This is a genomic window from Bacteroides sp. 90-K9/2 (assembly GCF_047310725.1).
GTDB lineage: Bacteria > Bacteroidota > Bacteroidia > Bacteroidales > Bacteroidaceae > Bacteroides > Bacteroides vicugnae.
This window is the reverse complement of sequence record NZ_JBCGVL010000006.1, coordinates 212384-237760: the sequence shown is the minus strand read 5'-3', so window position 1 is coordinate 237760 and position 25377 is coordinate 212384. Positions and strand designations below refer to the sequence as shown.

16 protein-coding genes, 1 tRNA gene and 1 pseudogene are annotated in these 25377 nt (G+C 42.5%); 7 read left to right on the top strand and 11 right to left on the bottom strand.

Going from position 1 to position 25377, the window contains the following annotated elements:
- Nucleotides 1-49: 49 nt before the first annotated feature.
- Nucleotides 50-1846 carry a glycoside hydrolase family 2 protein gene (locus AAHJ11_RS15475; RefSeq protein ID WP_320978916.1) on the top strand — a complete coding sequence of 599 codons (1797 nt, stop codon included), beginning with the start codon at nt 50-52 and terminating at the stop codon, nt 1844-1846.
- A gap of 21 nt (nt 1847-1867) precedes the next feature.
- Entirely contained in the window at nt 1868-2722 is an 855-nt protein-coding gene (locus AAHJ11_RS15470) for a DUF4886 domain-containing protein (RefSeq protein ID WP_148365845.1), read from the top strand.
- A gap of 145 nt (nt 2723-2867) precedes the next feature.
- Here the strand turns inward: AAHJ11_RS15470 and AAHJ11_RS15465 are convergent.
- From AAHJ11_RS15465 to AAHJ11_RS15455, 3 genes and pseudogenes are all read right to left on the bottom strand, one after another.
- Nucleotides 2868-3143 (bottom strand): annotated as a pseudogene (locus AAHJ11_RS15465) (ATPase); the annotation flags it as partial.
- Nucleotides 3144-3414: 271 nt separating this feature from the next.
- Entirely contained in the window at nt 3415-4425 is a 1011-nt protein-coding gene (locus tag AAHJ11_RS15460; protein WP_148365601.1) for a 2-oxoacid:ferredoxin oxidoreductase subunit beta, read from the bottom strand.
- Between the two features lie 3 nt (nt 4426-4428).
- A complete protein-coding gene (locus AAHJ11_RS15455) occupies nt 4429-6279 on the bottom strand; it encodes a 2-oxoacid:acceptor oxidoreductase subunit alpha (protein WP_217720947.1) in 1851 nt (616 codons plus the stop codon).
- Between the two features lie 203 nt (nt 6280-6482).
- On the opposite strand from AAHJ11_RS15455, the gene AAHJ11_RS15450 reads away from it, so the two are divergent.
- Nucleotides 6483-6554, top strand: a tRNA-Arg gene (locus tag AAHJ11_RS15450).
- Nucleotides 6555-6729: 175 nt separating this feature from the next.
- Here AAHJ11_RS15450 and secDF read toward each other — a convergent pair.
- The 5 genes from secDF to AAHJ11_RS15425 form a co-directional block, all read right to left on the bottom strand.
- Nucleotides 6730-9750 carry a protein translocase subunit SecDF gene (secDF, locus tag AAHJ11_RS15445; protein ID WP_148365599.1) on the bottom strand — a complete coding sequence of 1007 codons (3021 nt, stop codon included), beginning with the start codon at nt 9748-9750 and terminating at the stop codon, nt 6730-6732.
- 165 nt (nt 9751-9915) lie between these two features.
- Nucleotides 9916-12000: a M3 family metallopeptidase gene (locus AAHJ11_RS15440; RefSeq protein WP_258981863.1), complete on the bottom strand. Its 2085-nt coding sequence runs from the start codon at nt 11998-12000 to the stop codon at nt 9916-9918.
- A gap of 32 nt (nt 12001-12032) precedes the next feature.
- A complete protein-coding gene (locus AAHJ11_RS15435) occupies nt 12033-13118 on the bottom strand; it encodes an endonuclease/exonuclease/phosphatase family protein (protein ID WP_413579769.1) in 1086 nt (361 codons plus the stop codon).
- A gap of 4 nt (nt 13119-13122) precedes the next feature.
- Nucleotides 13123-14028, bottom strand: a complete 906-nt coding sequence (locus AAHJ11_RS15430; RefSeq protein WP_234133057.1) for a rhomboid family protein — start codon at nt 14026-14028, stop codon at nt 13123-13125.
- Nucleotides 14009-14683, bottom strand: coding sequence for a rhomboid family intramembrane serine protease (locus tag AAHJ11_RS15425; RefSeq protein ID WP_217721032.1), 675 nt, complete (start codon nt 14681-14683; stop codon nt 14009-14011). Before AAHJ11_RS15425 ends, AAHJ11_RS15430 begins: the two co-directional genes overlap by 20 nt.
- 221 nt (nt 14684-14904) lie before the next feature.
- On the opposite strand from AAHJ11_RS15425, the gene AAHJ11_RS15420 reads away from it, so the two are divergent.
- Together AAHJ11_RS15420 and argS are read left to right on the top strand one after the other, a co-directional pair.
- Complete coding sequence (locus tag AAHJ11_RS15420; RefSeq protein WP_004296482.1) at nt 14905-15177, top strand: HU family DNA-binding protein; 273 nt, start codon at nt 14905-14907, stop codon at nt 15175-15177.
- An 83-nt stretch (nt 15178-15260) separates the two neighbouring features.
- On the top strand, nt 15261-17078 hold the full coding sequence (gene argS / locus AAHJ11_RS15415) for an arginine--tRNA ligase (protein WP_259021674.1): 1818 nt from the start codon (nt 15261-15263) through the stop codon (nt 17076-17078).
- A gap of 116 nt (nt 17079-17194) precedes the next feature.
- Here the strand turns inward: argS and AAHJ11_RS15410 are convergent, their stop codons facing one another.
- Complete coding sequence (locus tag AAHJ11_RS15410; protein WP_413579766.1) at nt 17195-19222, bottom strand: LruC domain-containing protein; 2028 nt, start codon at nt 19220-19222, stop codon at nt 17195-17197.
- A 74-nt stretch (nt 19223-19296) separates the two neighbouring features.
- Nucleotides 19297-21642: a type I DNA topoisomerase gene (gene topA / locus AAHJ11_RS15405; protein ID WP_413579765.1), complete on the bottom strand. Its 2346-nt coding sequence runs from the start codon at nt 21640-21642 to the stop codon at nt 19297-19299.
- A 338-nt stretch (nt 21643-21980) separates the two neighbouring features.
- On the opposite strand from topA, the gene AAHJ11_RS15400 reads away from it, so the two are divergent.
- Both AAHJ11_RS15400 and AAHJ11_RS15395 read left to right on the top strand, forming a co-directional pair.
- Nucleotides 21981-22586, top strand: coding sequence for a DNA-binding protein (locus tag AAHJ11_RS15400; protein ID WP_148365593.1), 606 nt, complete (start codon nt 21981-21983; stop codon nt 22584-22586).
- Nucleotides 22587-22642: 56 nt separating this feature from the next.
- The gene (locus tag AAHJ11_RS15395; RefSeq protein WP_148365592.1) at nt 22643-23554 is read left to right on the top strand and encodes an Rpn family recombination-promoting nuclease/putative transposase; all 912 of its coding nucleotides are present in this window, start codon (nt 22643-22645) and stop codon (nt 23552-23554) included.
- Nucleotides 23555-23655: 101 nt separating this feature from the next.
- Here the strand turns inward: AAHJ11_RS15395 and AAHJ11_RS15390 are convergent, their stop codons facing one another.
- Entirely contained in the window at nt 23656-25377 is a 1722-nt protein-coding gene (locus AAHJ11_RS15390; protein WP_322019543.1) for a TonB-dependent receptor, read from the bottom strand.

Sequence of the window (25377 nt, the reverse complement as noted above, 5' to 3'; positions counted from 1 at the left end):
AATCCGTGCCTGAACTTATTATATACACTAATTATAACAACATACTTAAATGAAAACAGGTGAGAAATTAAGTCTATGTCTATTGTTGCTAATCGTTTTTGCTGGAAGCGTTGCGGCACAGGAGCTGATAACGAATGTATATGGTCGCAACATCCATTCGCTGAATGGTAAATGGAATGCTATCATCGACCTGTACGACCAGGGGCAACGGATGAAAATCTATGAGAACCGGCAACCGGAAGGAAATATCGATTTCTACGAATACGCGTTTGAAGGCGGGTTGCGTCTTAATGTTCCGGGAGACTGGAACTCTCAATCGCCCGAATTGAAGTATTACGAAGGCACTGTATGGTATGCCCGTCACTTTGACGCCAAACGCTTGGCAGACAAACGCCAGTTCCTTTATTTCGGCGCTGTCAGCTATCGTTGCAAAGTCTACCTGAACGGAAAAGAGATAGCAGAGCACGAAGGCGGCTTCACCCCTTTTCAAGTGGAAGTGACAGACCTGTTGAAAGACGGCGACAACTTCCTGGCAATAGAAGTGAACAACCGCCGTACCAAAGACGCCATTCCCGCTTTGGCATTCGACTGGTGGAACTATGGCGGCATCACAAGAGATGTGCTGCTGGTGAAAACTCCTCGGACATTTATAGAAGATTATTTCGTCCAACTGGATAAAAATGCTCCCGATCGCATCATCGCCCGCGTGCGTCTTTCTGATAAAAAAGTAGGTGAGAAAGTAACAGTTGCCATCCCCGAACTCAAAATCAACGCGGAGCTCACCACCGACGCAGAAGGAAAGGCGGAAACCGTATTGAACGCGAAGAAGCTGCAACACTGGTCGCCGGAAGAACCGAAACTCTATGGCGTGACTGTATCTTCAAGTGCCGACCGTGTGGAAGAGCAAATAGGCTTCCGCAATATCACCGTGAAAGGAACTGATATTTACCTGAACGGGAAGCCGACATTTATGTGCTGTATCTCTTTCCACGAAGAAATCCCGCAACGTATGGGGCGTGCTTTCTCGGAAGCCGATGCAGCCATGTTACTAAATGAAGCGAAAGCGCTTGGCGTGAACATGATTCGCCTGGCTCATTATCCGCAGAATGAGTACACGGTACGCCTGGCGGAAAAGATGGGCTTCCTTCTCTGGCAGGAGATTCCCATTTGGCAAGGCATTGACTTTACAGACGATGATACCCGTAAGAAAGCGCAGAGGATGCTTTCTGAAATGATTAAGCGCGATCAAAACCGCTGCGCGGTAGGTTATTGGGGTGTTGCCAATGAAACACAGCCTTCCAAAGAACGGAATGAATTCCTTACTTCCCTGCTCGAAACGGGAAAACAGCTGGACACTACCCGCCTGTATGTTGCCGCTTTCGACCTTGTGCACTTCAATAGCGAAAAACAGCGTTTTGTAATGGAAGATTCTTTTACTTCCCAACTGGACGTCGTAGCTATCAATAAATATATGGGCTGGTATCATCCGTGGCCTGTGGAACCAAAAGACGCTATATGGGAAGTAGTGACGGACAAACCGTTGATTATCTCGGAATTTGGCGGCGAAGCATTGTACGGTCAGTCCGGTGATGAGAACGTAGTCAGCTCCTGGAGTGAAGAATACCAGGCACGCTTGTATAGAGACAATATCCGTATGTTCGACAATATCCCGAACCTGCGTGGTGTATCGCCCTGGATTCTGTTCGACTTCCGTTCGCCGTTCCGTTTCCACCCCACCAATCAGGATGGCTGGAACCGCAAAGGGCTCATATCCGACCAGGGTATGCGTAAGAAAGCGTGGTATCTGATGAGAGATTATTACATAAAAAAGAGAAATAATCGATAAGTTTAGCTATATTTGAATGTGATGAAGAAATATAAGATTGTAGTGATTTGTATGTGCATACTGCTCCTTCTTGCCGGAGGAGTGTATGCGCAGCAAAAAACGGTCAGGATACTTGCTATCGGCAACAGTTTCTCTCAGGATGCCGTGGAGCAATATCTGCATGAACTTGCCGAAGCCGAAGGCATTTCAACCATAATCGGCAATATGTTTATTGGCGGCTGTTCTCTAGAACGTCATGTGAAAAATGCCCGTGAAAATGCTCCTGCCTATGCCTACCGGAAAATCGGTACGGATGGAAAGAAAGGGGAAAAGGGCAAGATGTCTTTGGAAGCGGTGCTCGCAGATGAAGACTGGGATTACGTCAGCCTGCAACAGGCAAGTCCTTTTTCGGGAATGTATGAGACGTATGAAGCCTCTCTTCCCGAGCTCATAGAATATGTAAAAGCACGCCTTCCAAAGAAAACAAAGCTGATGCTGCACCAAACCTGGGCGTATGCGTCTACTTCCAAGCATAGTGGATTTAAAAACTACAACTGCAATCAACTGACCATGTATCAGGCAATTGCCGATGCTGTGAAGAAAGCGGCTAAGGTGAATAAGATAAAGATTGTCATCCCTTCGGGCACTGCCATACAAAATGCGCGCACCTCTTTCATCGGCGACCATCTGAATCGGGATGGCTATCATCTGGATGTGAAGATTGGGCGTTATACCGCTGCCTGTACCTGGTTCGAACGCATCTTCAAACACAATGTAGTCGGGAATCCTTATGCCCCGGAAGGGTTGGATGAGGCGAGGAAAGCTGTTGCCCAGAAAGCTGCCCATGCAGCAGTAAAGCATCCGTATAAGGTAACCGAGCTGTCTATTACTAACTAACAATGGACATTGCCGCCTGTCTTGTAGCAACCCCATGGTATTATAGATGACTTGACTCAAATGTAAATGCAGCACACCAAAGGCGATTTGATTGCTCGTGGTAACCTAATGGTGTACTGCATTTATTTTTCGTATATCGTATGGTTTACTCCATTAAGAACTGGCGTATAGGACAATGACGTATGCCCTCATAGCTATTTCCGCTGAATGTATCTTCTGTTACCACTATTTTGGGATAGTTGTCCTGTATCTTTAGTAAGTTTCCAAATTCTCTTTCTGCTGTGTCGCCATCTATTTTTTAAGCGACCTGTATGTATAGTTTTTCTCCATTCTTTTCTCCGATAAAATCAATTTCCTTATCTCCGTAATAGCCAACCTTAATGTCGTAACCTTTGTATAAAAGGTGGTTATACACTAGATTTTAACAAAAGTATGCTTTCTTATAGGTATACACTTTGTTATACTAAATCCCGCATACAGAAAACTAAACTTTAGCTATTACGTATGCGGGATTTAGTACAACAAATGGTTTCATGGTATGAAACAAACCACGGCTTGTGGGGTGACGTCCAGCATGCTGTGGGATGACTGAAGATGACCTTTAAGCAAGCTTGAGGTGTATTTATAATGAAAGCTGGAGAAAGGGATGTTTTATCCTTCCTCCAGCTCTTTTATTATTGATGAGCAGTGAATTACTTCACTTCCCAAGTATCATTCGTCATCAACAGCTCCTGGAAATTATGATATTTCTTCTTGCCTTTGATTTCTTCAATCTGTCCAATTACAGCATCATTGTAGGTTGGAGCATCTACATCGCGGATCACACCGAGTGCAATCGGGAAATCAGGACCTTCCATTAACGCTAGTTTCAACTGAAGCGTATTATCTTGGCAGTGGGCATCGTGAATAAGAATATCTTTTTCTGTGATACCATTTTCACCAAGTTTCACCACTTTCAGTCCGAAACCTTCCTGCATCAATCCGAATTCCTTGTTTTCACCAAACAACATGGGTTTGCCATGTTCCAGATAGATAGCGTTCTTGGCACGTCCTTCTTTGGTGGCTACAGAAGCATGAGTGCCATCGTTGAAGATCACGCAGTTTTGCAGAACTTCTATAACAGAGGCGCCTTTGTGATTAGCAGCAGCTTTCAATACCTCTACAGAAGCGGCACCGTCTACTGCAATACAACGTGCAAAGAAATGTCCACGGGCACCAAAAGCAAGTTCTGCCGGATGGAATGGATCTTCTACGGTACCGTAAGGAGATGATTTCGTAACAAGTCCACGTTCCGAAGTCGGTGAATATTGTCCCTTTGTCAAACCGTAGATACGGTTGTTCAGCAGGATCATATTCAAATCGATGTTACGGCGTAATGCGTGGATGAAGTGGTTACCACCAATTGCCAGACCGTCACCGTCACCGGAAATTTGCCAGATTGTCAAATCAGGGTTGGCCACTTTTGCACCTGTTGCAACAGCAGCGGCACGTCCGTGAATCGTGTGGAAGCCATACGTATTTACATAGTAGGGCAGGCGGGAAGAACAACCGATACCGGAAATGACGGCAATATTGTGCGGAGCTACTCCCAATTCGGCCATAGCTTTGTGCAGTGAGTTCAGGAAAGCGTGGTCACCGCATCCCGGACACCAGCGAGGTTGGCCTGATTTATAATCTTGTACGGTATATACTTTATCGCTCATCTTTTATTCCTCCAATAATTTAGTGAATGCATCTATCAATTCTCTCGTAACGAAAGGTTGTCCTTTCACTTGGTTGAACTGGCTGATGTTCAATCCGGGTATCTTCATCCGTAAAAAACCTGCGAATTGTCCCAAATTCTGTTCAGCTACTACGATCTTCTTGTATTTACGCAATACATCGGCTGTATTCTTTGGCAGCGGGTTGATGTACTGGAAGTGTGCGAAAGCCACTTTCTTTCCATGATCGCGCATAAAGTCCATAGCCAGACGGAGATGACCATACGTGCCGCCCCAACCAACAATCAGTAAATCTGCATCTTCATCACCCAGTACTTCGAGTTCGGGGATATAGTCTGCAATCTTATCCACTTTAGCTTGGCGGAGATGAACCATCTTATTATGGTTTTCAGGTTCGGTAGAGATCGCACCTGTTTCATTGCTCTTTTCAAGACCACCGATGCGGTGCATGAATCCTTCAGTTCCCGGAATCGCCCAGTAGCGTGCACCGGTTTCTTCATTGCGTTGGTATGGAGTCCAGTTACCAGCCATGTCCGGAGTCACGTATGGAGGATTGATGGCAGGATATTCGTTTAAGTTAGGAAGTTTCCAGGCAGCCGAGCCGTTAGCAACGAAAGCATCTGTCAGCAGTACAACCGGAGTCATGTGTTCCAGAGCAATCTTACATGCCATGTATGCGGCATCGAAACAGTTTGTCGGTGAAGTTGCGGCAATCACCGGCATTGGACTTTCACCATTGCGTCCGTAAAGTGCCTGCAATAAGTCTGTCTGTTCTGATTTAGTAGGCAAACCTGTTGACGGACCGCCACGTTGCACATTCACAATCACCAATGGAAGTTCGCCAATTACAGCAAGGTTCATAGCCTCACTTTTCAAACAAATACCGGGGCCGGAAGTAGTCGTTACAGCCAAAGCACCGGCAAAAGCGGCACCAACGGCAGAAGCACAACCTGCGATTTCATCTTCGCACTGTACGGTTTTTACTCCCAGTGATTTATGTTTAGCTAATTCGTGCAGAATATCAGTGGCCGGAGTGATAGGATAAGAACCCAGGTAGAGTTCCAGACCTGCTTTCTCGGCAGCAGCAATCAAGCCATAAGCCGTTGCTTTATTTCCGTTGATATCTGTATAAAGTCCTTTTGATTTCGGAGCTTTACTTTCAATTTTATAAGTAGAGACAGAAGCATGTGTGTTGGCACCATAGTTGAAACCATCGTTCAATACCTTAATATTAGCTTCTGCAATTTCGGGTTTCTTGGCGAATTTCTCACGCAACATTTTTTCAGCAGCGGCAAGGTTGCGGTTGAACAACCAGCAAACCAGTCCGAGTGCGAACATGTTCTTACAACGGAGTGCTGATTTATTGTCTAGTCCGGAGTCTTTCAGGCTCTCTTTACACATGGAAGAGATGGGAACTTCCAGCACTTCCTGTTTTATGCCTAATTCCTCAAAAGGATTGTCAGTCTTGAATTGTGCTTTTTCCAAATCTCTGGCTTCGAATGAGTCGGAGTCGGTAATGATAAGTCCTTGCGGTTTACAGAATTTGATTTGTGTTTTCAGTGCGGAAGGATTCATAGCCACTAATACGTGGCAACGGTCTCCGGGAGTGTAAACCTGTCCGGCACCGATGTGGACCTGAAAACCGGAAACACCGGTCAGTGAACCTTGCGGGGCGCGGATGTCTGCCGGGTAGTCGGGGAATGTACAGATGTCATTTCCTACCGTAGCCGACACGTTCGAGAAGATGTTGCCGGCCAGCTGCATACCGTCGCCGGAGTCGCCGGAGAAACGTACTACTACTTCCTCCAATTCTTTAACCATCATTTCGTCTGCCATAACTTTAATTACTATATTTAATTTAAAAACTGATTTTACTTTCAATTTGTGAGCGCAAAGGTCGGAAAGTTAATCGAATTATCAAAATAAATCGAACTTTATTGTCCTATTGACGCCAATTATTTGAAATATCTGAAAGGAACCTGTATTTTTATTCTTGTTAAATCGACAGAAACCGTTATCTTTGCAAGCAAATTTGAAGCGGCCTTGTAGTTCAACGGATAGAATAGAAGTTTCCTAAACTTTAGATAGGGGTTCGATTCCCCTCGGGGCTACTACGGAGAATCTGTGAGAAGTTGTTTTGGTTTGCTTTCATGCTGTATCTGGTTTTAAGTTTAACAATGGCCTCTTTTAAGATGAACGTCTTATAGCTTCTATTTGTTTTAATAATCAATAGAAAAAGCCTCTACCGAATTGTTCGGAAGAGGCTTTTTCTATTTCTGGAATTTATTATTCTTCCGTAGTTACTGGTACAACTTTTTTGTTCTTCATCATGTTGTATGCAATCGGAGATGCAATGAACAGTGATGACAATGTACCGATAACAACACCCAAGATCATTGCGAATGCAAAGCTGCGGATTGAATCACCGCCAAGGATGAAGATACACAGCAATACGATCAATGTACTTAATGATGTATTGATAGTACGTGCAAGTGTAGTGTTCAATGAATCGTTGAACAACTGACGTTTGTCACGTTTCGGATACAGGCCGAAGAACTCACGCACACGGTCGAAGATTACCACCTTGTCATTGATAGAGTAACCGATAGCTGTCAGGATAGCCCCAATGAATGTTTGATCGATTTCCAGTGAGAATGGAACGATGCCCCATAACAATGAGTAAGCACCGATAATCATGATGGTATCGCACGATAGAGCTACGATAGAGCCAATACTATATGCGATGTTGCGGAAACGGATTAAGATATACAGACCGATAGCGATCAATGCCAATACTACAGAATAAATAGCACCTGTCTTGATATCGTCTGCGATACTTGGACCCACTTTTTGAGAACTTACAATACTACCACCAGTGTGATTATCACGGTCGATAAAGGTAGCTAGAGTGATGTTTTGAGTCAGCACAGGTTTCAAAGTCTCATATAAGTATGCTTCGATTTGAGAGTCAACATCGTTTCCTGCATCTTCAATACGGTAGTTGGTACTGATACGTACAGTTTTCTTGTCTGTACCGATAGCGATAACACTAACGTTAGCATCACCGAACTTGCTGGAGATCAATTCACGAATCTGTTCGGGTTCTACCGGATTCTCGAATTGTACTTTGAAATTACGTCCACCGGTAAAGTCGATACTCTGACTTAAACCACGCATGGCAAATGAACCGATACAAACGAGGATGATGGCTACAGTGATGATAAGGGATTTTTTGTTTGTTCCCATAAAATCAAAACGTGTGTTGGTCATCAAGTTTCTTGAAACAGGGGTTGTGAATGTAAGGTTCAACAGTTTGTCCTTGTTCATGAAGTGTTCGTAAACTATACGAGTCATGAACACAGCGGTGAAGAAGGATACCAGAATACCGATAATCAATGTCGTGGCAAAACCACGGATCGGACCGGTACCGAAGTTAAACAGAATGATACCTGTGATGATGGATGTCAGGTTCGAGTCGAAGATAGCGGAGAATGCGTTGGAATAACCGTCAGCAAGTGCTTTCTTCACACCTTTACCCGCACGAAGTTCTTCTTTTGTACGTTCGTAGATAAGTACGTTCGCATCCACTGCCATACCTAGTGACAACACCATACCGGCAATACCGGACATTGTCAATGCTGCCTGGAAGGAGGAGAGGACACCTAATACGAAGAAGAAGTTCAGGAACAATGCACCATTGGCAATCATACCCGGTATGAAGCCGTACATCATACACATATAGATCATCAACAGAATCAGAGCCACTACGAATGAGAATACACCTGCATTGATAGATTCTTGACCCAATGACGGACCAACGATATCTTCCTGTACGATGTGAGCCGGAGCCGGCATCTTACCTGATTTCAATACGTTTGCCAAGTCTTTTGCTTGTTCAGGGGTAAAATGACCTGTAATCTGTGAACGTCCACCTGTGATTTCAGAGTTTACGTTTGGTGCAGAATATACATAGTTATCAAGAACGATAGCAATAGAGCGGCCGATGTTCTGTTTGGTCAACTGTGCCCAACGACGTGCACCGTCAGAGTTCATTGTCATGCTGACAGCCGGTTTGCTGTATTGGTCGAATTCGTCTTTCGCATCTGTTACTACATCGCCTTCCAACGGAGCTTTGCCGTTACGTTCGGTAGACTTGATAGCATATAATTCGAAAGTCTGTCCTTTCTTGTCAAATTCAGAAGGAGAAACACCCCATTTCAGACGAAGGTCTTTCGGGAGTTCTGCTTTAACTTCCGGCATAGCCAGATATTTGTTGATATCAGCAGTATCTTTGTAGTTAGCGTAACCGATGACAGGACCTTGTCCGCTAGAGTTTAATTGCAGGATAGCCAGCAGAGGATATTGTTTTTTAATTTCTGCCAGGTTGGCTGTTGAATTCTCTTCAGCAACTGCATCTCCTTTCAGGGCAGCAGCAAGACTGTCGGCAGCACTTACGCTTTTCTTGGCCGGAGTAGCTTCTGCAAGCGGAGCTTCTTTGGAAGAATCTACAGCGGCAGAGTCTACATCTGTCTCCTGTGCCAATATAGCGCGCAATTTAGCGTCTGCAGATTGCATGGCAGGAAGAACTTCTTTAGCTGTATAAGTTTCCCAGAATTCCAGGTTAGCAGAACCTTGGAGAAGTTTTCTCACACGTTCCGGCTCTTTGATACCCGGCAATTCCACCATGATACGCCCCATTTTGTCTTCCAGGCTCTGGATATTCGGCTGAACAACACCGAAACGGTCGATACGGGTACGAAGTACGTTATATGAGTTCTCAACAGCAGCTTTTACTTCTGTTCTCAATACTTTTTCAACTTCTGCATCCGATGATTTTTGGTTAACTTTGTCTTTCAACTGTTGTGTTGCGAAGAGTTCGGAAAGTTTTGCGTTAGGAGCAGCTTTGTGATATTCTCTAACAAACAGGGTGATGATATCGTCCTGGCTGTTGACAGCCTGTTTTGCAGCTTCTGCCAATGCATTGTTGAAAGCTTCATCCGGCTTGTTGTCAGCCAGTGCTTTGATAACATCAGGTACAGATACTTCAAGGATAACGTTCATACCACCCTTTAGGTCCAAACCTAAACTAATCTCCATCTCACGACATTGTTTCAGCGTCCAGTTACCCAACCATACTTTCTCATTGGAGAGAGAGTCGAGGTAGTCTTGTTCCACTTTCGGGTCACCGTTCGCAACTTCTTTCGCCTTGTTGGTATAATGGCGTGTTACGAAGGAGAAGGAAAGGTAGAACAAACATACCAATGTGAGTAGTACCGCAAAAACCTTTACAAATCCTTTGTTTTGCATTTTACTTTTAATTTATGATGATTACTTTTTTAATTTAATTTTCAGTTAAATTCTGTCGTACACAAGTTCTTTTTGCCGTATACAAGGCTGCAAATATAGTTTTTTTTTCACATTTATATGTAAGAAGCCCTCAAATATTTGATGTTTAAGGGCTTTTTTGCTGAATTATTTCATTCCTCTGTTTTTCAGTAGTGGTTCCAGGCTTGGTTCCGTTCCACGGAAATTTTTATAAAGCACCATCGGGTCTTCGCTGTCTCCCTTCTCCAATACGTTATGGCGGAACAGGTCGGCGGTGTTTTTATCAAAGATTCCGTGTTCTTTGAAAGCTTCGAAAGCATCATTGTCCAATACGTTGGCCCATAGGTAACTATAGTATCCGGCCGCGTATCCGCCAATGATATGGTTGAAGTAAGTCACACGATAACGCGGTGCTATTTCGGGAATCAAATTAAGCTTGTCCATCGCTTCTTTTTCGAATGCAAGCATATCCGGATTCTTTACATCTGTCATCGTGTGCAGGTTCATGTCGAGGATGGCGGCAGCCAGTAATTCGGTGGTCATGAAGCCCTGGTTGAAAGTTTTCTGTTGCAGTATCTTCTCGATGATTTCGTCGGGTATCACTTCTCCTGTCTGATAATGTTTGGCATACATTTTCAGCACTTCCGGTTCAGTCGCCCAGTGCTCGTTGATTTGAGAAGGAAGTTCTACAAAGTCACGTACCACATTGGTTCCTGATGTTCCTTTGTATTCACATTTGGTCAGCAGTCCGTGCAGGGCGTGACCAAATTCGTGGAACAAGGTTTCCACTTCATCCATGGTCAATAAAGAAGGAGTGTCGCCTACCGGCTTGGTAAAACTACAAACATTGCATACCAACGGACGGGTTGTTCCACATTGCTCACGGTAGTTGCTCATCCATGCACCCCCGCTTTTCCCGGAACGTGGGAAATAGTCTACATAGAAGATACCGAGCTGGGATCCGTCTGCATCTTTCACCTCAAAGACTTCTACATCCGGGTGATAAGTCGGTATGCCTTCCAGTTTGCTTAGGGTGATGCCATATAATTTGTTGGCTACGGCGAAAGCACCATCGCGTACATTTTCCAGTTTGAAGTAAGGTTTTGTATCTTCTTCTGACAGATTGTATTTTTCTTTCCGCAATTTTTCGGTGTAATACCACCAGTCCCATGCTTCCAACTTTTCTCCTTTTCCTTCCTTGTCCATTAACTTTTGGAGTTCGCCAGCTTCTGTTTTCGCTTTGGGGAGTGCATAGCTCCATAGATTGTTCAGAAGGCTCATTACGTTGCTGGCGTTCTTTGCCATGGTTTCATCCAGGACGAAGTTTGCGTAACAGTCGAAACCTAATAAGTTCGCTTTTTCCAGGCGGAGAGAAACGATTTTGCGGATATTTTCCTTGTTGTCATTTCCATCGTTGTTGTTGCCGCGGTTGATATAGGCTTTGTATATTTGCTCCCGGAGAGGGCGATTTTCTGAATATTGCAGGAAAGGCAGACGGCTGGCGTTGTGCAAGGTGAACAGCCATTTTCCCGGTTGTCCGGCTGCTTTCGCTTCTTCAGCGGCACTTTGGCGGAACCATTCAGGCAATCCTGCCAGATCTTCTTCCTTGTCAACGAAAAGTTGGAAAGCATTATTCTCATTCAACACATTGTTGCTGAAAGTGATACCAAGTGTAGAAAGCTCCTTGTTGATTTCGCGGAGGCGAGCTTGATCTTTTTCGCTAAGGTTTGCTCCGGAACGGACAAATCTTTTATAAGTCTTGTCCAGCAGACGTTCTTGCTCCGACGTCAGATTCAATGAATCTTTCTTTTGGTAGACATCGTTCACCCGTTTGAATAGTTTCCCATTCAGGGAGATATTATCATTATGTTCCGAAAGAACCGGTGCCAGTTTGATGGAAAGTGCGGTCAGCGAATCAGTAGTTTCCGCATCTGTCATATTGAAGAAAATGGCGCTTACCCGGTCTAAGATAGGTGCGCTGTTATCTAAAGCTACAATCGTATTTTCGAATGTCGGAATTTCCGGACTTTCGATGATGGCTTCGATGTTTTGATTCTGTTCTTCTATACCTTTTAAAAAGGCAGGTTCATAGTGCTCTAATTCAATCTTGTCAAAAGAAGGAACACCATACTCGGTTTGAAACTCTGTAAAGAAAGGATTGCTTTCTGTTTTCGTAGCACAGGAGTACATCATACAACTTACTGCTAAAATGGTTAGTGTCTTTTTAATCATCATAAGTGTTTTTTTATTAGAGTTTTCAGTTCTCATCGTTTACTGATATAGCACCAGATCGGGTAATGGTCTGATGCCTTGATAGACCGGTCTACGGTGTAATTGTAGGCCTTCAGGTTGGGACTGATCAAGATGTTGTCTATGCGGAAATAGAACTTGTTCAGATTGTAGGAGATCCCCAGACCTTTGCCGGATTGTGTGAATGCGTCGTCCAGCTCTTGAGTCAGGATGCGGTGTGTGTACGAAATGGAACCATCGTTGAAATCACCGCATACGATGGTTGTCGGGTATTTACTTTCGGCAATGACTCTCGCCACGGAATCTGCTTGTGAAGCCCGAATGGCCGATGCTTCCGCTAGTTTTCTTATTAACTGTCTGAGTCCGGTTTTTACTTTCCTGGCATTCGGGTCTTTAATCATATCTTCATAAATCCCTCTGTCTTCTTTGGTGAGTTTGTTAGATTCCAGATGATTGTTGATTAATGTAAGAGTGTCGTTATTCACATTCAGTACATATCTCATGGAACCGTTATAATTGCTTTTATATTCGATAGGATGTATCGAAAGTATAGGGAATTTGGAGAAACAGGCAAGCTGAACATCTCCTTTTCCTTGCTGGTGGATGGATTGGTAAGGATAGGCCTTCAATGCTTTTTTTACATCCTGTTCTGTCAGATACTTTTTGTTGGTAGCAGTGTTATATTCTTGCAGACAGATAATATCGGCATTGCTATCTGCAAGATAAGACAATATCGGGTTCTTTCCGCCTTTCTTCTCCAGATTGCTGAAACTCATTACATTGTACGACAGGATTTTGATGCTTCCTTCCGGAATAGTTTTAGTGGTGGAGTTGAAAGGGATATAAGTCCGTATCTGTGGAATACAAATGAGAAGGCCAATGGCGGGCAAAAGAGCATAGCGGTAATTGACGAATGCCCAGAAACCGATAAAAATTAGATTAATAGTCAGGAATATCGGAAATGCAAGTCCCAGACTGGAGGCAAGTGGATTTATTTTCGGGTTAAGGTAAGGGCTATAAGCACTTAATATCAACGTTCCCACAAAGAGAGCGTTGACAGCAAGTATCAGATATGTGACAAATTTGCCAATATGTTCCATTCTTTTATCTTTTGCTTGCGTCGAACAAGCTTTTCTTTTCTTCTGTTGTCAGACTGTCGTAGCCGGATTTTTTTAGTTTTTCCAGGATACGGTCTACTTCATCAGACTGTGCTTTCTTTTGAGCGTTGTAATCATAATCCTTCTCACGACCGGTAGCACTGTTGCCATAGTGTACTTTCATTTTCGGTTTTCGTTTCCATGTTTTTTTCTGAAACAGGGAGATGAAACCATCCAGAATCCGGTTGATCCAGGAAGTTAAATCAGTTCCTTTGCTTAGGCTGGCGGCAAACCAAAGTCCTGCAAGGGCACCGCCTAAGTGGGCGATATGTCCTCCGGCATTGCTTGAGGTAATGGACAATACATCAATTCCGATAACGATCAGTGCCAGGTATTTGAGACGGATGGCACCGAAAAGAAAAAGTTGTACCCTGTAATTAGGCTCACGATAAGCTGTGGCAGCTACGATGGCTAACACGGAGGCCGATGCTCCTACTAATGTTGCCCCCGCTACTTGCGAGCTGAATAAAGGAAATACATTGTAGGCAACCATATACAGCAACCCTCCACAAATACCTCCCAGTACGTATAAACCTCTTAAATGTTTTGCCGAGAAAAAGTAGAGAAACAAACTTCCGAACCAATACAGCCAAAGCATATTGAATAGAATATGCAGGATGCCGGCATGCATAAACATATAAGTAAATAACGACCACGGCTGATGAATAAATCCGATAAAGGATGCCGGCAGGGCAAATATACCGAATATATCGGGGGTGCTTACTTCAAACAGTCGCAAGAAAACGTTGATCAACGTGCCGATTACAAAGATGCCTACGTTGATATAAATCAGTTGGATAAAAATATTTCCTCTTCTGAATGTCTCCTTTAAATCAGCTATGATATGTCCCATTGTTATTGCTTTTTTTTCTCCAGTACAAAATCAGGATCAATCCGAACAGCATTCCTCCCAAATGTGCAAAGTGAGCGACATTGTCTCCGGCGCTATTGGCAAGTCCTGACCATAATTCAATTGCGGCATATCCTATAACGAAGAACTTCGCTTTGATAGGAAAAGGCAGCGGGAAGATAAACAACCGGTTATTGGGAAATAGCATACCGAATGCCAGCAATATGGCGTAAACGGCTCCCGAAGCACCTACGGTAGTCATCATGTTCAGATACTCTTCCATTGGGATAACGCCTGTACCTATATTCACTTGTGCGTAGTGACTAAGTTCCGTTACATATTGAATATACTGTACTCCTTCTTGAATAAGTCCCGCACCGATACCGCATAGAATATAGTAGAAGAGGAAACGTTTGGGGCCCCAGGTTTGTTCGAGAATCGGTCCGAACATAAAAACGGCAAACATATTAAAGAAAATGTGGCTGAATCCGCCGTGCATGAACATATAAGTGATTAGCTGCGCCGGATTAAAGTCACTTGCAAGGAAAAAATGTAATCCCAGATAATTCGTTAAATCCAGACCGTAACGTTGGGCTACGATTGTTCCGAAAAATACTAGTACATTGATAATTATCAGGTTTTTAGTTACAGTTGGCATCATTTTAATTTCTGAATATTTAGATAATAGACGCAAAAGTACGAATAAATTCTGTTTTAAAGCATGAAAAATGCTTCCTATTAGCTCTTTTTCAATAATTTGCTGCGTTTTTTTTATGTTTTTATTTGATATGTTGTTTTGTTCGGCTATATTTGTGAAATCAATCCATTGTGGGATAATCTTTTGTGTAACATATATATTAATTAATCATTTTACGTATTATGAATAAGTCTGATCTTATTAGTGCAATGGCTGCTGAAGCTCAAATGAGCAAAGCCGATGCAAAAAAAGCACTTGATGCTTTCATCACTTCAGTTACTAACGCTATGAAAGCTGGTGACAAAGTATCTCTCGTAGGTTTTGGTACTTTCTCAGTAAGCGAAAGAGCTGAAAGAACTGGTATTAACCCTTCTACAAAGGCAACTATTACTATTCCTGCTAAGAAAGTAGCTAAATTTAAAGCTGGTGCTGAATTATCTGCAGCTGTTGAATAAGATAGATAGTTGAAAGAAATTAAGAGAGGAGACGTGATGCGTCTCCTTTTTTTGTATCTTTGCGCGCAAGAAATAACTTGATTATGAAGATAGAAGATAAACTTGTAGCGTCCGTTATCAGCGGACTCAAAGCACTTTACGGTCAGGAAGTCCCTGAAAAGATGGTGCAGTTGCAGAAAACGAAGAAAGAATTTGAAGGACATTTGACGTTGGTGGTATTTCCTTTCCTGAAGATGTCAAAAAAAGGACCGGAACAAACGGCACAGGAAATTGGTGAATATCTGAAGGTAAACGATCCGGCTGTAGCAGCGTTTAATGTGATAAAAGGCTTCTTGAACCTGACTATTGCATCGGCTACATGGATTGAGTTGCTGAACGAAATCCAGGCAGATGAACAGTACGGCTTGGTGCAGGTTACTGACGCTTCTCCATTGGTGATGATTGAGTATTCTTCTCCGAATACAAACAAACCGCTTCACTTGGGACACGTGCGTAATAACCTTTTAGGCAACGCATTGGCTAACATTGTAGCGGCAAACGGCAATAAGGTAGTCAAAACAAATATTGTAAACGACCGTGGTATCCACATCTGTAAGTCCATGCTGGCATGGAAGAAATACGGAAACGGTGAAACTCCTGAAACTTCGGGTAAGAAGGGTGACCATCTGGTAGGCGATTATTATGTATCTTTCGATAAGCATTATAAAGCGGAAGTAAAGGAGCTGATGGCTAAATTTACAGCGCAGGGAATGAGTGATGATGAGGCGAAGGCAAAGGCTGAAGCTGAATCTCCGTTGATGCAGGAAGCCCGCGAAATGCTGGTGAAGTGGGAAGCCGGTGATCCGGAAGTACGCGGATTGTGGGAAATGATGAACAATTGGGTATATGCCGGATTCGACGAAACCTACAAGAAGATGGGTGTCAGCTTCGATAAGATCTATTATGAATCCAATACTTACCTCGAAGGAAAAGAAAAGGTTATGGAAGGTCTGGAAAAAGGTTTCTTCTACAAGAAAGAAGACGGTTCCGTATGGGCCGACCTGACTGCCGAAGGACTGGATCATAAACTCCTTCTCCGTGGTGACGGTACTTCTGTTTATATGACACAGGATATCGGTACGGCTAAACTTCGTTTTGCCGATTACCCGATTAATAAGATGATTTATGTAGTAGGTAACGAACAGAACTATCACTTCCAGGTGCTTTCTATCTTGCTCGATAAACTTGGTTTCGAATGGGGTAAGAGTCTGGTACACTTCTCTTACGGAATGGTGGAACTGCCGGAAGGTAAGATGAAATCCCGTGAGGGTACGGTAGTTGATGCTGACGACTTGATGGAGGAAATGATTGCCACTGCTAAAGAAACTTCACAAGAACTTGGAAAACTGGATGGTTTGACACAGGAAGAAGCTGATGATATTGCCCGTATTGTGGGGCTGGGAGCATTGAAATATTTCATTCTGAAAGTCGATGCCCGTAAGAATATGACATTCAATCCGAAAGAATCTATCGACTTCAACGGTAATACAGGTCCGTTTATCCAATACACCTACGCACGTATCCAGTCTGTACTTCGGAAAGCTGCCGAATCAGGTATCACAATTCCTGAACAGATTCCGGCTGGTATTGAACTGAGTGAGAAGGAAGAAGGGTTGATTCAGATGGTTGCCGACTTTGCTGCTGTTGTAAAACAAGCCGGTGAAGATTACAGCCCGTCTATTATTGCCAATTATACTTATGACTTGGTGAAAGAATACAATCAGTTCTATCATGACTATAGTATTCTGCGCGAAGAGAATGAAGCGGTGAAAGTATTCCGTATCGCTCTGTCTGCTAATGTGGCTAAAGTCATTCGCTTAGGAATGAATTTACTGGGTATCGAGGTTCCTTCCAGAATGTAAGACTTTCTCTGAATAAAATATACTTTTGCGGGGTTTCTTTTATATAAAAGGAACCCCGCATGTTTTATTCTCCCCATCCAATATCCGGCCTGCTCTTATTTAAATCGTATTAATCTTTATTTGTACCAATCTTTATTTTGTTTTCCATTCGATGATACCCATCCTGCGAACTTAGGATATGATTGATCGATTCGTTTCCCTTCCTCCGGAACCGGGAGATTACTTACCGGCATATTGATAGCAAACGGCATCAAGTCTGCTGAAACATAATACATCCCTTCTTCCGGTCTGTAGATGTCTTTTCCGGTTCCCAGTATTGATAAGTCGGCTTTGTCAGTCGGGGGGTAATTTATCAGATGTAATTCTTTGCCTCTACCCTCATTGGAACTGATGAAGATAAACGGATTGTAAGGAGGTACCACATCTTTCTCACTGGCTCCATCAAGCGTGATGGTTACAGTATATTCTTTCTTTGATTCATCAGTGACGTTTTTGAATTTGGTCATGTCGTCATACAACAAAATGGTTGGGTGAGACTGTCCAGGCTCTGTTTCTTTTCCTTCCATGTATATAGAACTTGATAAACCATTGGCATCAGGCCCCGTTATTTTTACACTCTTGACATTGCTGTTTGAGAGCTTGTGGAATTGATATCCAAATCCGTTTTGCAGATAACCTCCACAGTGCTGTAAGATAAACTTGTCTTCTATTTCGTAAATGCGATTGTCGAGAGCGTTTCGGGTCATGGTACTGGTGTACTTTACCATTACGTCATTCATATCGTAATCACCTAACTTAGGCCATAAATCTTCAAAAGCCAGTGTGCCGGAATAAGAAATTTTATATTGCTCAGGAATTGCTTCGGGGTCCTCAGGCAGTGAAGGCAATGTCGGGTCAATCGCATTCTTTTCTGACGTATGAATATAGAATATGGCATCTGCATAATCAAAGTCAGTATTATCTTCAAATCCTACCGCTACAATCTGCCCGGACTTGGAATCACGGAGAGATACGGTTCTTTGTGTATTATTCGTGTTTAGATTCCTGGTGGAGTAGCGTGCTCCCATACCTTTTATAATATCACCCACTTTGTCTTTATCTGTTTCTGAGGTGAGTTTGCTCTTGAATCCCATACCTTGCAGGCACCAGCCAATTGTGACTCCGGCGGGAAATTTGTCCTCGTATTCTTGTGTAGCTTCATTCCAATATTTGAGTTTTATTTCTTCGCCACACACTAATGCTCCTGCTCCTAAAGTCTTGTAAATAGGAGAGGTGTTTGGAAATGCGATTATTTGTTTTATATCACTTGCGCTCTGGGGCGGATTATCGGTCGGATAGGTATAATATCCAACTGTATTGTACCATGCAGCAGAGCTGGTTATAAATACGAGGCTCACTTCGGTCGGGTTAACAATTGGAATATCTGAAGTCATTTTAATGGTACCATCAAAAAACTCCGGATAATTCTGACTGATGTTCATAACCTTGTTTTTACCGTTTTCATCTTTGACTGTAACCTTTCGGAAAACATACTTGATGTTGTATAGTACGTCTGCCGGCGGTATATTTATTTTAGGTTCCAGGTTGGTTGGTCTTCCTCTGTCATCCCAGTCTGCATCGGGAAGAACATTCCATTCTTTTAGATAGGTATGTTGGTTCGTGGTTACTCCTCTGGTTTTTGATGCCGTTTGTGAACGTAAGGCAGCGATATATGCATCTTGATTAAATAAAAGCCGATGACTCTCGTCAATCGTTAGTTTAAGAGGAGATACGGTAGCTAAATAATCCGATGATAACCATACTTCCGAGATGTCCGCCGAGATATTATTCATCTCCCCGCTGAATTTGCCATCTTCATCTGTAACTGCGCGGTAGATAGGCTCTATGTCTTTTTTGGACGCGGTGCCGTCAGTTGAGTATTCAATGGGATCTTGATCGTAAACATCAAAAAGGACACGATAATTTTCGCTTTTAAAACAATAATCAATATCCAAAGCAACAGCTTGGGTCATGTTGAAGTCGAAGTATGCTTCTTTTGGCATATGTCTTCTCTCCCAGGATAAGTCACGCTCTTTGTCCATGCAACTGATGGAAGATATGATAAGTGCTCCTGTCATTAAATACTTTAAATTTGTTTGCTTCATAAGTTTGTGTATTAAATAGATAAAGAGCAAATATATACATTTAATTATATAATTTGCTCTTTTTCTGTTTTTTTTTATTTCTTTTTTGCGAATCGTCCTTTTTTTGTGGTCGCTGGTCCTTTTTCATCTTGCAATTTGATGAGTTCTAAACAGCTAGCCAAACTCAAATCCTGCGGGACGATATCTTTAGGTATTTTATAATTGGAACCCTTATAGGTAATATAAGGTCCGTAACGTCCATTCAGAATCTCAAGTTCCGGCTCCTCTTCAAACGTCTTGATGTGGCGTTCCGCTTCCTTCTGGCGTTTCTCCAGAATCAACTGTTCTGCCTCTTCCAAAGTAATTTCCATCGGGTCAAGTGTTTTCGGGAGCGATACATATACCTTATTATGCAGGATATACGGACCGAAACGGCCTACGCCTACACTGACTGATTTTCCTTCATATTCGCCCAGTGTACGAGGTAATTTGAATAATTCCAGTGCATCTTCCAAAGTGATGGTTTCCATGGATTGACCTTTTTTCATTTGTGCAAAGCGTGGTTTTTCTTCATCTTCTACAGTACCAATCTGTACAACAGGACCGAAGCGACCAATCTTAACAGAAACAGTCTTACCTGTTCCCGGTTCTTCTCCCAGAATACGTTCGCCTACTTTATGTTCCGTCTTGATAGCCAATGTGTTTTCTACAGACGGATGGAACTTATCATAGAAATTCTTCATGATAGAAGTCCATTTCACTTCTCCTTCTGCAATCTCGTCAAATTCCTTTTCTACGCTGGCGGTAAAGTTGAAATCCAGAATGTCCGGGAAATATTCGGTAAGGAAATCATTTACCACAGTGCCGGTGTCTGTCGGGAATAACTTCGCCTTTTCTGCACCGGTAATTTCAGTATGGTTTTCATCCTTAATCTGACGATCTTTCAATGTCATGACATTAAACTGCCGTTCTTCCCCGTCTTTATTACCTTTTTCCACATATTCGCGTTGCTGGATGGTAGAGATAGTAGGTGCATACGTAGACGGACGTCCGATACCCAGTTCTTCCAACTTGCGTACAAGACTTGCTTCCGTATAGCGTGGAGGACGTTGGGTGAAACGTTCTGTTGCGGTGATAGGGCCGTGTTCCAACTTCTGGCCTTTTTTCAGAGGAGGAAGCAGGTGGCTCTCATCTTCCTGTTCGTTGTCATCGTCATAAGATTCACGGTATACACGCAGGAATCCGTCAAACTTAATCACTTCACCGATGGCTGTAAATACATCGCTGCTGCCACTTATTGTTATGGTAGCAGTTGTTTTTTCCAGTTCCGCATCTGCCATTTGTGAGGCAATGGTACGTTTCCATATCAAGTCGTACAGTTTCTTTTCCTGTGCTGTTCCTTCAATGGACTGGTTTTCCATATAGGTAGGACGGATGGCCTCATGCGCTTCTTGTGCACCCTTAGTCTTTGTTTCGAAATGGCGGGGATGTACGTAACGGTCGCCCATCATTTTAATGATAGCGTCTTTACTGCCTGCTGTCGCAAATTCCGAGAGGTTGACAGAGTCCGTACGCATATAAGTGATGAATCCCGATTCGTATAAGCGTTGCGCGAGCATCATGGTCTGCGCTACGGTATATCCCAGTTTACGTGCGGCTTCCTGTTGCAACGTAGATGTTGTGAACGGAGCAGGAGGTGTTTTCTTGACCGGGCGGGTAGTGATATCGTCGATAGCAAAGCTTGCTCCCTGACATGCGTTGAGGAAAGCTTTTGCTTCTTCTTTTGTTTTGATACGGCGAGCCAGTTCAGCTTTCATTTCCACCAGTTTTCCGTCCGTGTCCGGAACGAGGAATACGGCAGTGATACGATAAGCAGCTTCCGTTTGGAAAGCATGTATTTCACGTTCACGTTCAACGATCAGGCGGACAGCAACTGATTGAACACGTCCGGCAGAAAGTGCCGGTTTCACTTTTCTCCAAAGCACGGGCGAGAGTTCGAAACCTACGATACGGTCCAGAATCCGTCGTGCTTGCTGTGCATTTACGAGATTGAGGTCTATGTCTCGTGGTTGTTCAATCGCTTTTAAGATAGCGCTTTTCGTAATTTCATGAAATACGATTCGTTTTGTGTTTTCCGGTTTTAGTTTTAAGACCTCATAAAGATGCCAGGCAATCGCTTCTCCTTCGCGGTCCTCATCGGATGCGAGCCATACGGTTTCTGCGTCTTTAGCTTCTGTCTTCAGCGTGTTAACCAGAGCCTTTTTGTCTGCCGGAATTTCGTAGCTGGGTGTAAAATTCTTCTCTACGTCGATGCTGAATTCTTTTTTCTTCAGATCACGTATATGTCCGTAACTAGAAAGGACTTTAAAATCTTTCCCAAGAAACTTTTCAATCGTTTTTGCTTTTGCCGGAGACTCGACAATGACAAGGTTTTTCTGCATAATTCTTTCTTTTATAATGGCTTGTACCACAATATTCGGGGACAAAAGTAAAAAAAAAGATTCTCCCTACCTTATAATATAAGGAGAATTTAATAAAATCTTAAGATTTACATTTTATTGCAGGAAATAAAATATCAATTGGTATAGGTTAGTTTCTCTATATTCTACGTACATTTGTCTCATTAGTAAGTTGGTTTTCGTTTGACTTAAGTTGAACTATCGCTTGACTTAACTAAAACTATCGCTTGACTTAAGTCGAACGAAGATTCAATAGCATGATAAATAATTAATAATAGGGAAGTGGAGTTTAATCTTTCCTAATGAAATACTAATAGATAATGAGTGTAAATTATGATCTTTATGAGACTCCCGATCTCACAAAAAGTGGGGAAGAACAACCTTTGCATGCACGTGTCGTTTTGAAGGGAAGTTATACAGCCGAAGAATTTGTAGAACAAGTGACTGCATTTCAGCATATGCCTCATGCACAAGTGGTGGGTGTCATAGAAGCTATTTCGAAAGAATTGAGACATTTGCTTTTGAAGGGATTTTCCGTTGAATTGGGTGATATTGGCTATTTTACTCTTTCTTTGAGTGTGAACAAAGAAGTGACTGATTCAAAAGACTTGCGTTCACCGTCAGTATCTCTTAAAGATATTAATTTGAGAATCAACCGTCAGTTTAAGAAGGATATTGAGACTGAATTGGTATTACAACGTTATCATTCGCCTTTTCGTGTGAAGAATCTATTGGCAGAAGAAAAGTGCTTGCAGCGACTTAATAAATTCTTGGAAAAGAATCCATGTATTAACCGGCAGGATTATGCCTTACTTGTTGGAAAGACAAAAACACAGGCATTGCAGGATATTAATGCATTTATTGAAAAAGGAATTTTGAAAAAATATGGTTCAGGACGTTCGGTCGTATATATTAAGGCTGGATGAACCATTTTATCGGATATATACTTGATATTAAACATTTTCTGCTTACCTTTGTTTGCATGAAAAAAGAAAATGGGAAAGGAGACGAACCTATGGCCAGTAATTATATTCGTTTCGATTGGGCTATGAAACGCTTATTGCGTAATAAAGCCAATTTTGCAGTTCTTGAAGGCTTTCTGACTACTCTTCTCAATGAAAAGATTGTCATTCAGAAATTGTTGGAAAGTGAAGGTAATCAAGAAGATGAGTTTGATAAGTATAATCGTGTTGATATGCTTGCGGAGAACTCTAAAGGAGAACTTATTCTGATTGAAGTTCAGAATAACAATGAGTATGCTTATTTCCAACGTATGTTGTTTGGTACTTCTAAATTGGTGACCGAGTACATCAATCGTGGAGAAGGTTATGATAAAGTACGTAAAGTGTATAGCGTCAATATTGTCTATTTTTCATTAGGCAATGGAAAGGATATAGTATATCATGGTAAAACGGAATTCAGAGGGATTCATCAGAATGATGTACTGGAGTTGACTCCGTTCCAAAAACAGACGTTTAAGGTCGATGCTGTCAGCCAGCTTTATCCTGAATATTATATACTAAAGGTGAATGACTTTAATCAGGTTGCCAAGAGCCCGTTGGAAGAATGGATTGGCTATCTGAATACAGGTGATATTCCTGATAGTGCTACTGCTCCCGGTTTGACGGAGGCTCGTGAACGATTGAAACTTGATAAAATGACGAAAACCGAACTTGAAGCATATTATCGTCATTTGGATAATATTGTAATATTGAAAGATAATATATTAACAGAACGTGCGGAAGGTCGTGCGGAAGGTCGTGCAGAAGGTCGTGCAGAAGGTCGTGCAGAAGAAAAAAAAGAAACAGCACGTAATATGAAGATTTTGAATATTCCTATTAATACTATTTCACAGATAACAGGTCTGTCGGTAGAAGAAATACAAGGCTTATAAATCTATTGGTGGCGGATTTGTGGTGAAGACAACGGAATAATTGAAGTTTAAGTTTTTGAGAAGGGGCGTTATCCGGAAATGGAAACGCCCCTTTCATTAATTTAGAACCGGAAACTCAATCCTCCTAAGAAGTTGAATCCTTCTGTAGGATAACCCAAATAATATTGATATTTCTTATTCAGCAGGTTATGTACTTGCGCATAAACGGATACTCCTTTGAATACATTATAGCTGGCTCCGATATGCAAATCATTAATTGCGGTCATTTTTGCATATTCTTTCACTTCTTTCCGGCTGATGTAATCATAGCCCAGATTTATGTTAAGAGCAGAGATCGGATGAATACGTACATTGAAAGACATTTCACTGACGGGTTTCACAGCCAACAGATATTCCTCTGTTTTGCTGTCCCAATTATGATAAGTGTATTTAGCTGATATTCCGAGGATATCTTTGTAATCGTAACTGATTTCACCGCCAAGGTAGAGATTATCTGTATTATCTTGAGCAAAAGTAAGATAAGAGCCTGAATGAATATTACTCGGGTCAAAACCTAAATAAGATAAGTCGTTCTTTAGATTTTGATAACCACCGAACACGTTGAACCAAAGTCCCGGATAAGGGCTTGCTTTGAATCCGATACTACCGTTGATTTGCTCGTAAGTATCATAAGGACGTTGTACATATCCCAAAGTAGCAGTGGTATTTGCCTCCGGCAGTTCACCGTAAGGACAGATGTTTTCTAATCTGCGGAAATCATTCAGTTGCTTACCGCCAGTTGCTTTTGCATAAACAATGTAGCTGTCAGAAAAAATATACTGTGCAGTGATATCGGGTGAGATACGGAAAGACTTGTCAAATCCGAAAGATAAATCTACATTGGCTCCGATATGCAGTTTCCAGTCATCATTATCCAGTTCATAATATGGATTTAAAAGAAGCGTTGTGTAGTTCTTGAAATATTCATCTCCGGTGGAAACATTCTTTGTATATCCGCTGTAGAGAAGATTGTTCATTTCCAAAGCGATAGTTATTGATTGTTGGTCGCCGATAGCTCCCGTGACATCGCCTTTGGTACGTATGATTGTCTCCTTGATACCTGTATTGGCTTCAGATTCATTGAACATATTATGCTGACGTTCATACATCAACAGATTTGTTTCTGCATTGAAATGCAGTGGTGCAGTCTCATCAATGAAATGAATGCCTGCATGAAAGTCACCGGATGTGAATTTCTGCTTGCTGTTTACGCTTTCCGGTTGGAAGTTGAAGTTGCTCAATCCGAAGTTTCCGGCAATATTTAAATCCAATTGATCGAATTGATGCGTATAATCCACATTAGCACGTGTGCGGTAGTAGAAAGCGTTCCATTTCTCTCCATCTGTGAAAGGAAGAGTTAACTTACCATCCATCCCATCCATTTGGAAACGTACATTCAGCTTATCTTTCTTCGACAGGCGGAATAGATAATTGGCAAGAACATCCAAATTGCCATAATTGCCATATCCGGCACGTACATATCCGGGAGTAGTGCCTGGCTGAATTTCTTTTCCGGTATAGGGACGCATCAGACCTGCCGGAACAGAAGTAGCCGGAAAGAATGTCGTAGCATATTCCACCTCTTTCTTACTCACTGTCGGTTCTTCTACTTTAGGCAGGACGTTCACTTTCGAAGCATCCATAATGTCCGGGTTATATTCTTGTTCCACAACGACCGTGCGGTTCATTGTCGTATCCTTCGGTTGGGTAGTTTGGGCTTGAAGGCAGGATGGCATTGAGATTGCCAATGCGAGTCCTCCTATTATATAATAAGATCGTTTCAT

What these genes read in the sequence shown, in the direction of transcription:
- AAHJ11_RS15460 (WP_148365601.1), bottom strand. Translation starts at nt 4,425, where the DNA reads ATGAGCGATAAAGTATATACCGTACAAGATTATAAATCAGGCCAACCT.
- AAHJ11_RS15395 (WP_148365592.1), top strand. Translation starts at nt 22,643, where the DNA reads ATGAAAAAAGAAAATGGGAAAGGAGACGAACCTATGGCCAGTAATTAT.
- AAHJ11_RS15390 (WP_322019543.1), bottom strand. Translation starts at nt 25,377, where the DNA reads ATGAAACGATCTTATTATATAATAGGAGGACTCGCATTGGCAATCTCA.
- AAHJ11_RS15400 (WP_148365593.1), top strand. Translation starts at nt 21,981, where the DNA reads ATGAGTGTAAATTATGATCTTTATGAGACTCCCGATCTCACAAAAAGT.
- topA (WP_413579765.1), bottom strand. Translation starts at nt 21,642, where the DNA reads ATGCAGAAAAACCTTGTCATTGTCGAGTCTCCGGCAAAAGCAAAAACG.
- AAHJ11_RS15410 (WP_413579766.1), bottom strand. Translation starts at nt 19,222, where the DNA reads ATGAAGCAAACAAATTTAAAGTATTTAATGACAGGAGCACTTATCATA.
- AAHJ11_RS15425 (WP_217721032.1), bottom strand. Translation starts at nt 14,683, where the DNA reads ATGCCAACTGTAACTAAAAACCTGATAATTATCAATGTACTAGTATTT.
- AAHJ11_RS15430 (WP_234133057.1), bottom strand. Translation starts at nt 14,028, where the DNA reads ATGGGACATATCATAGCTGATTTAAAGGAGACATTCAGAAGAGGAAAT.
- AAHJ11_RS15470 (WP_148365845.1), top strand. Translation starts at nt 1,868, where the DNA reads ATGAAGAAATATAAGATTGTAGTGATTTGTATGTGCATACTGCTCCTT.
- AAHJ11_RS15455 (WP_217720947.1), bottom strand. Translation starts at nt 6,279, where the DNA reads ATGGCAGACGAAATGATGGTTAAAGAATTGGAGGAAGTAGTAGTACGT.
- argS (WP_259021674.1), top strand. Translation starts at nt 15,261, where the DNA reads ATGAAGATAGAAGATAAACTTGTAGCGTCCGTTATCAGCGGACTCAAA.
- AAHJ11_RS15435 (WP_413579769.1), bottom strand. Translation starts at nt 13,118, where the DNA reads ATGGAACATATTGGCAAATTTGTCACATATCTGATACTTGCTGTCAAC.
- secDF (WP_148365599.1), bottom strand. Translation starts at nt 9,750, where the DNA reads ATGCAAAACAAAGGATTTGTAAAGGTTTTTGCGGTACTACTCACATTG.
- AAHJ11_RS15420 (WP_004296482.1), top strand. Translation starts at nt 14,905, where the DNA reads ATGAATAAGTCTGATCTTATTAGTGCAATGGCTGCTGAAGCTCAAATG.
- AAHJ11_RS15440 (WP_258981863.1), bottom strand. Translation starts at nt 12,000, where the DNA reads ATGATTAAAAAGACACTAACCATTTTAGCAGTAAGTTGTATGATGTAC.
- AAHJ11_RS15475 (WP_320978916.1), top strand. Translation starts at nt 50, where the DNA reads ATGAAAACAGGTGAGAAATTAAGTCTATGTCTATTGTTGCTAATCGTT.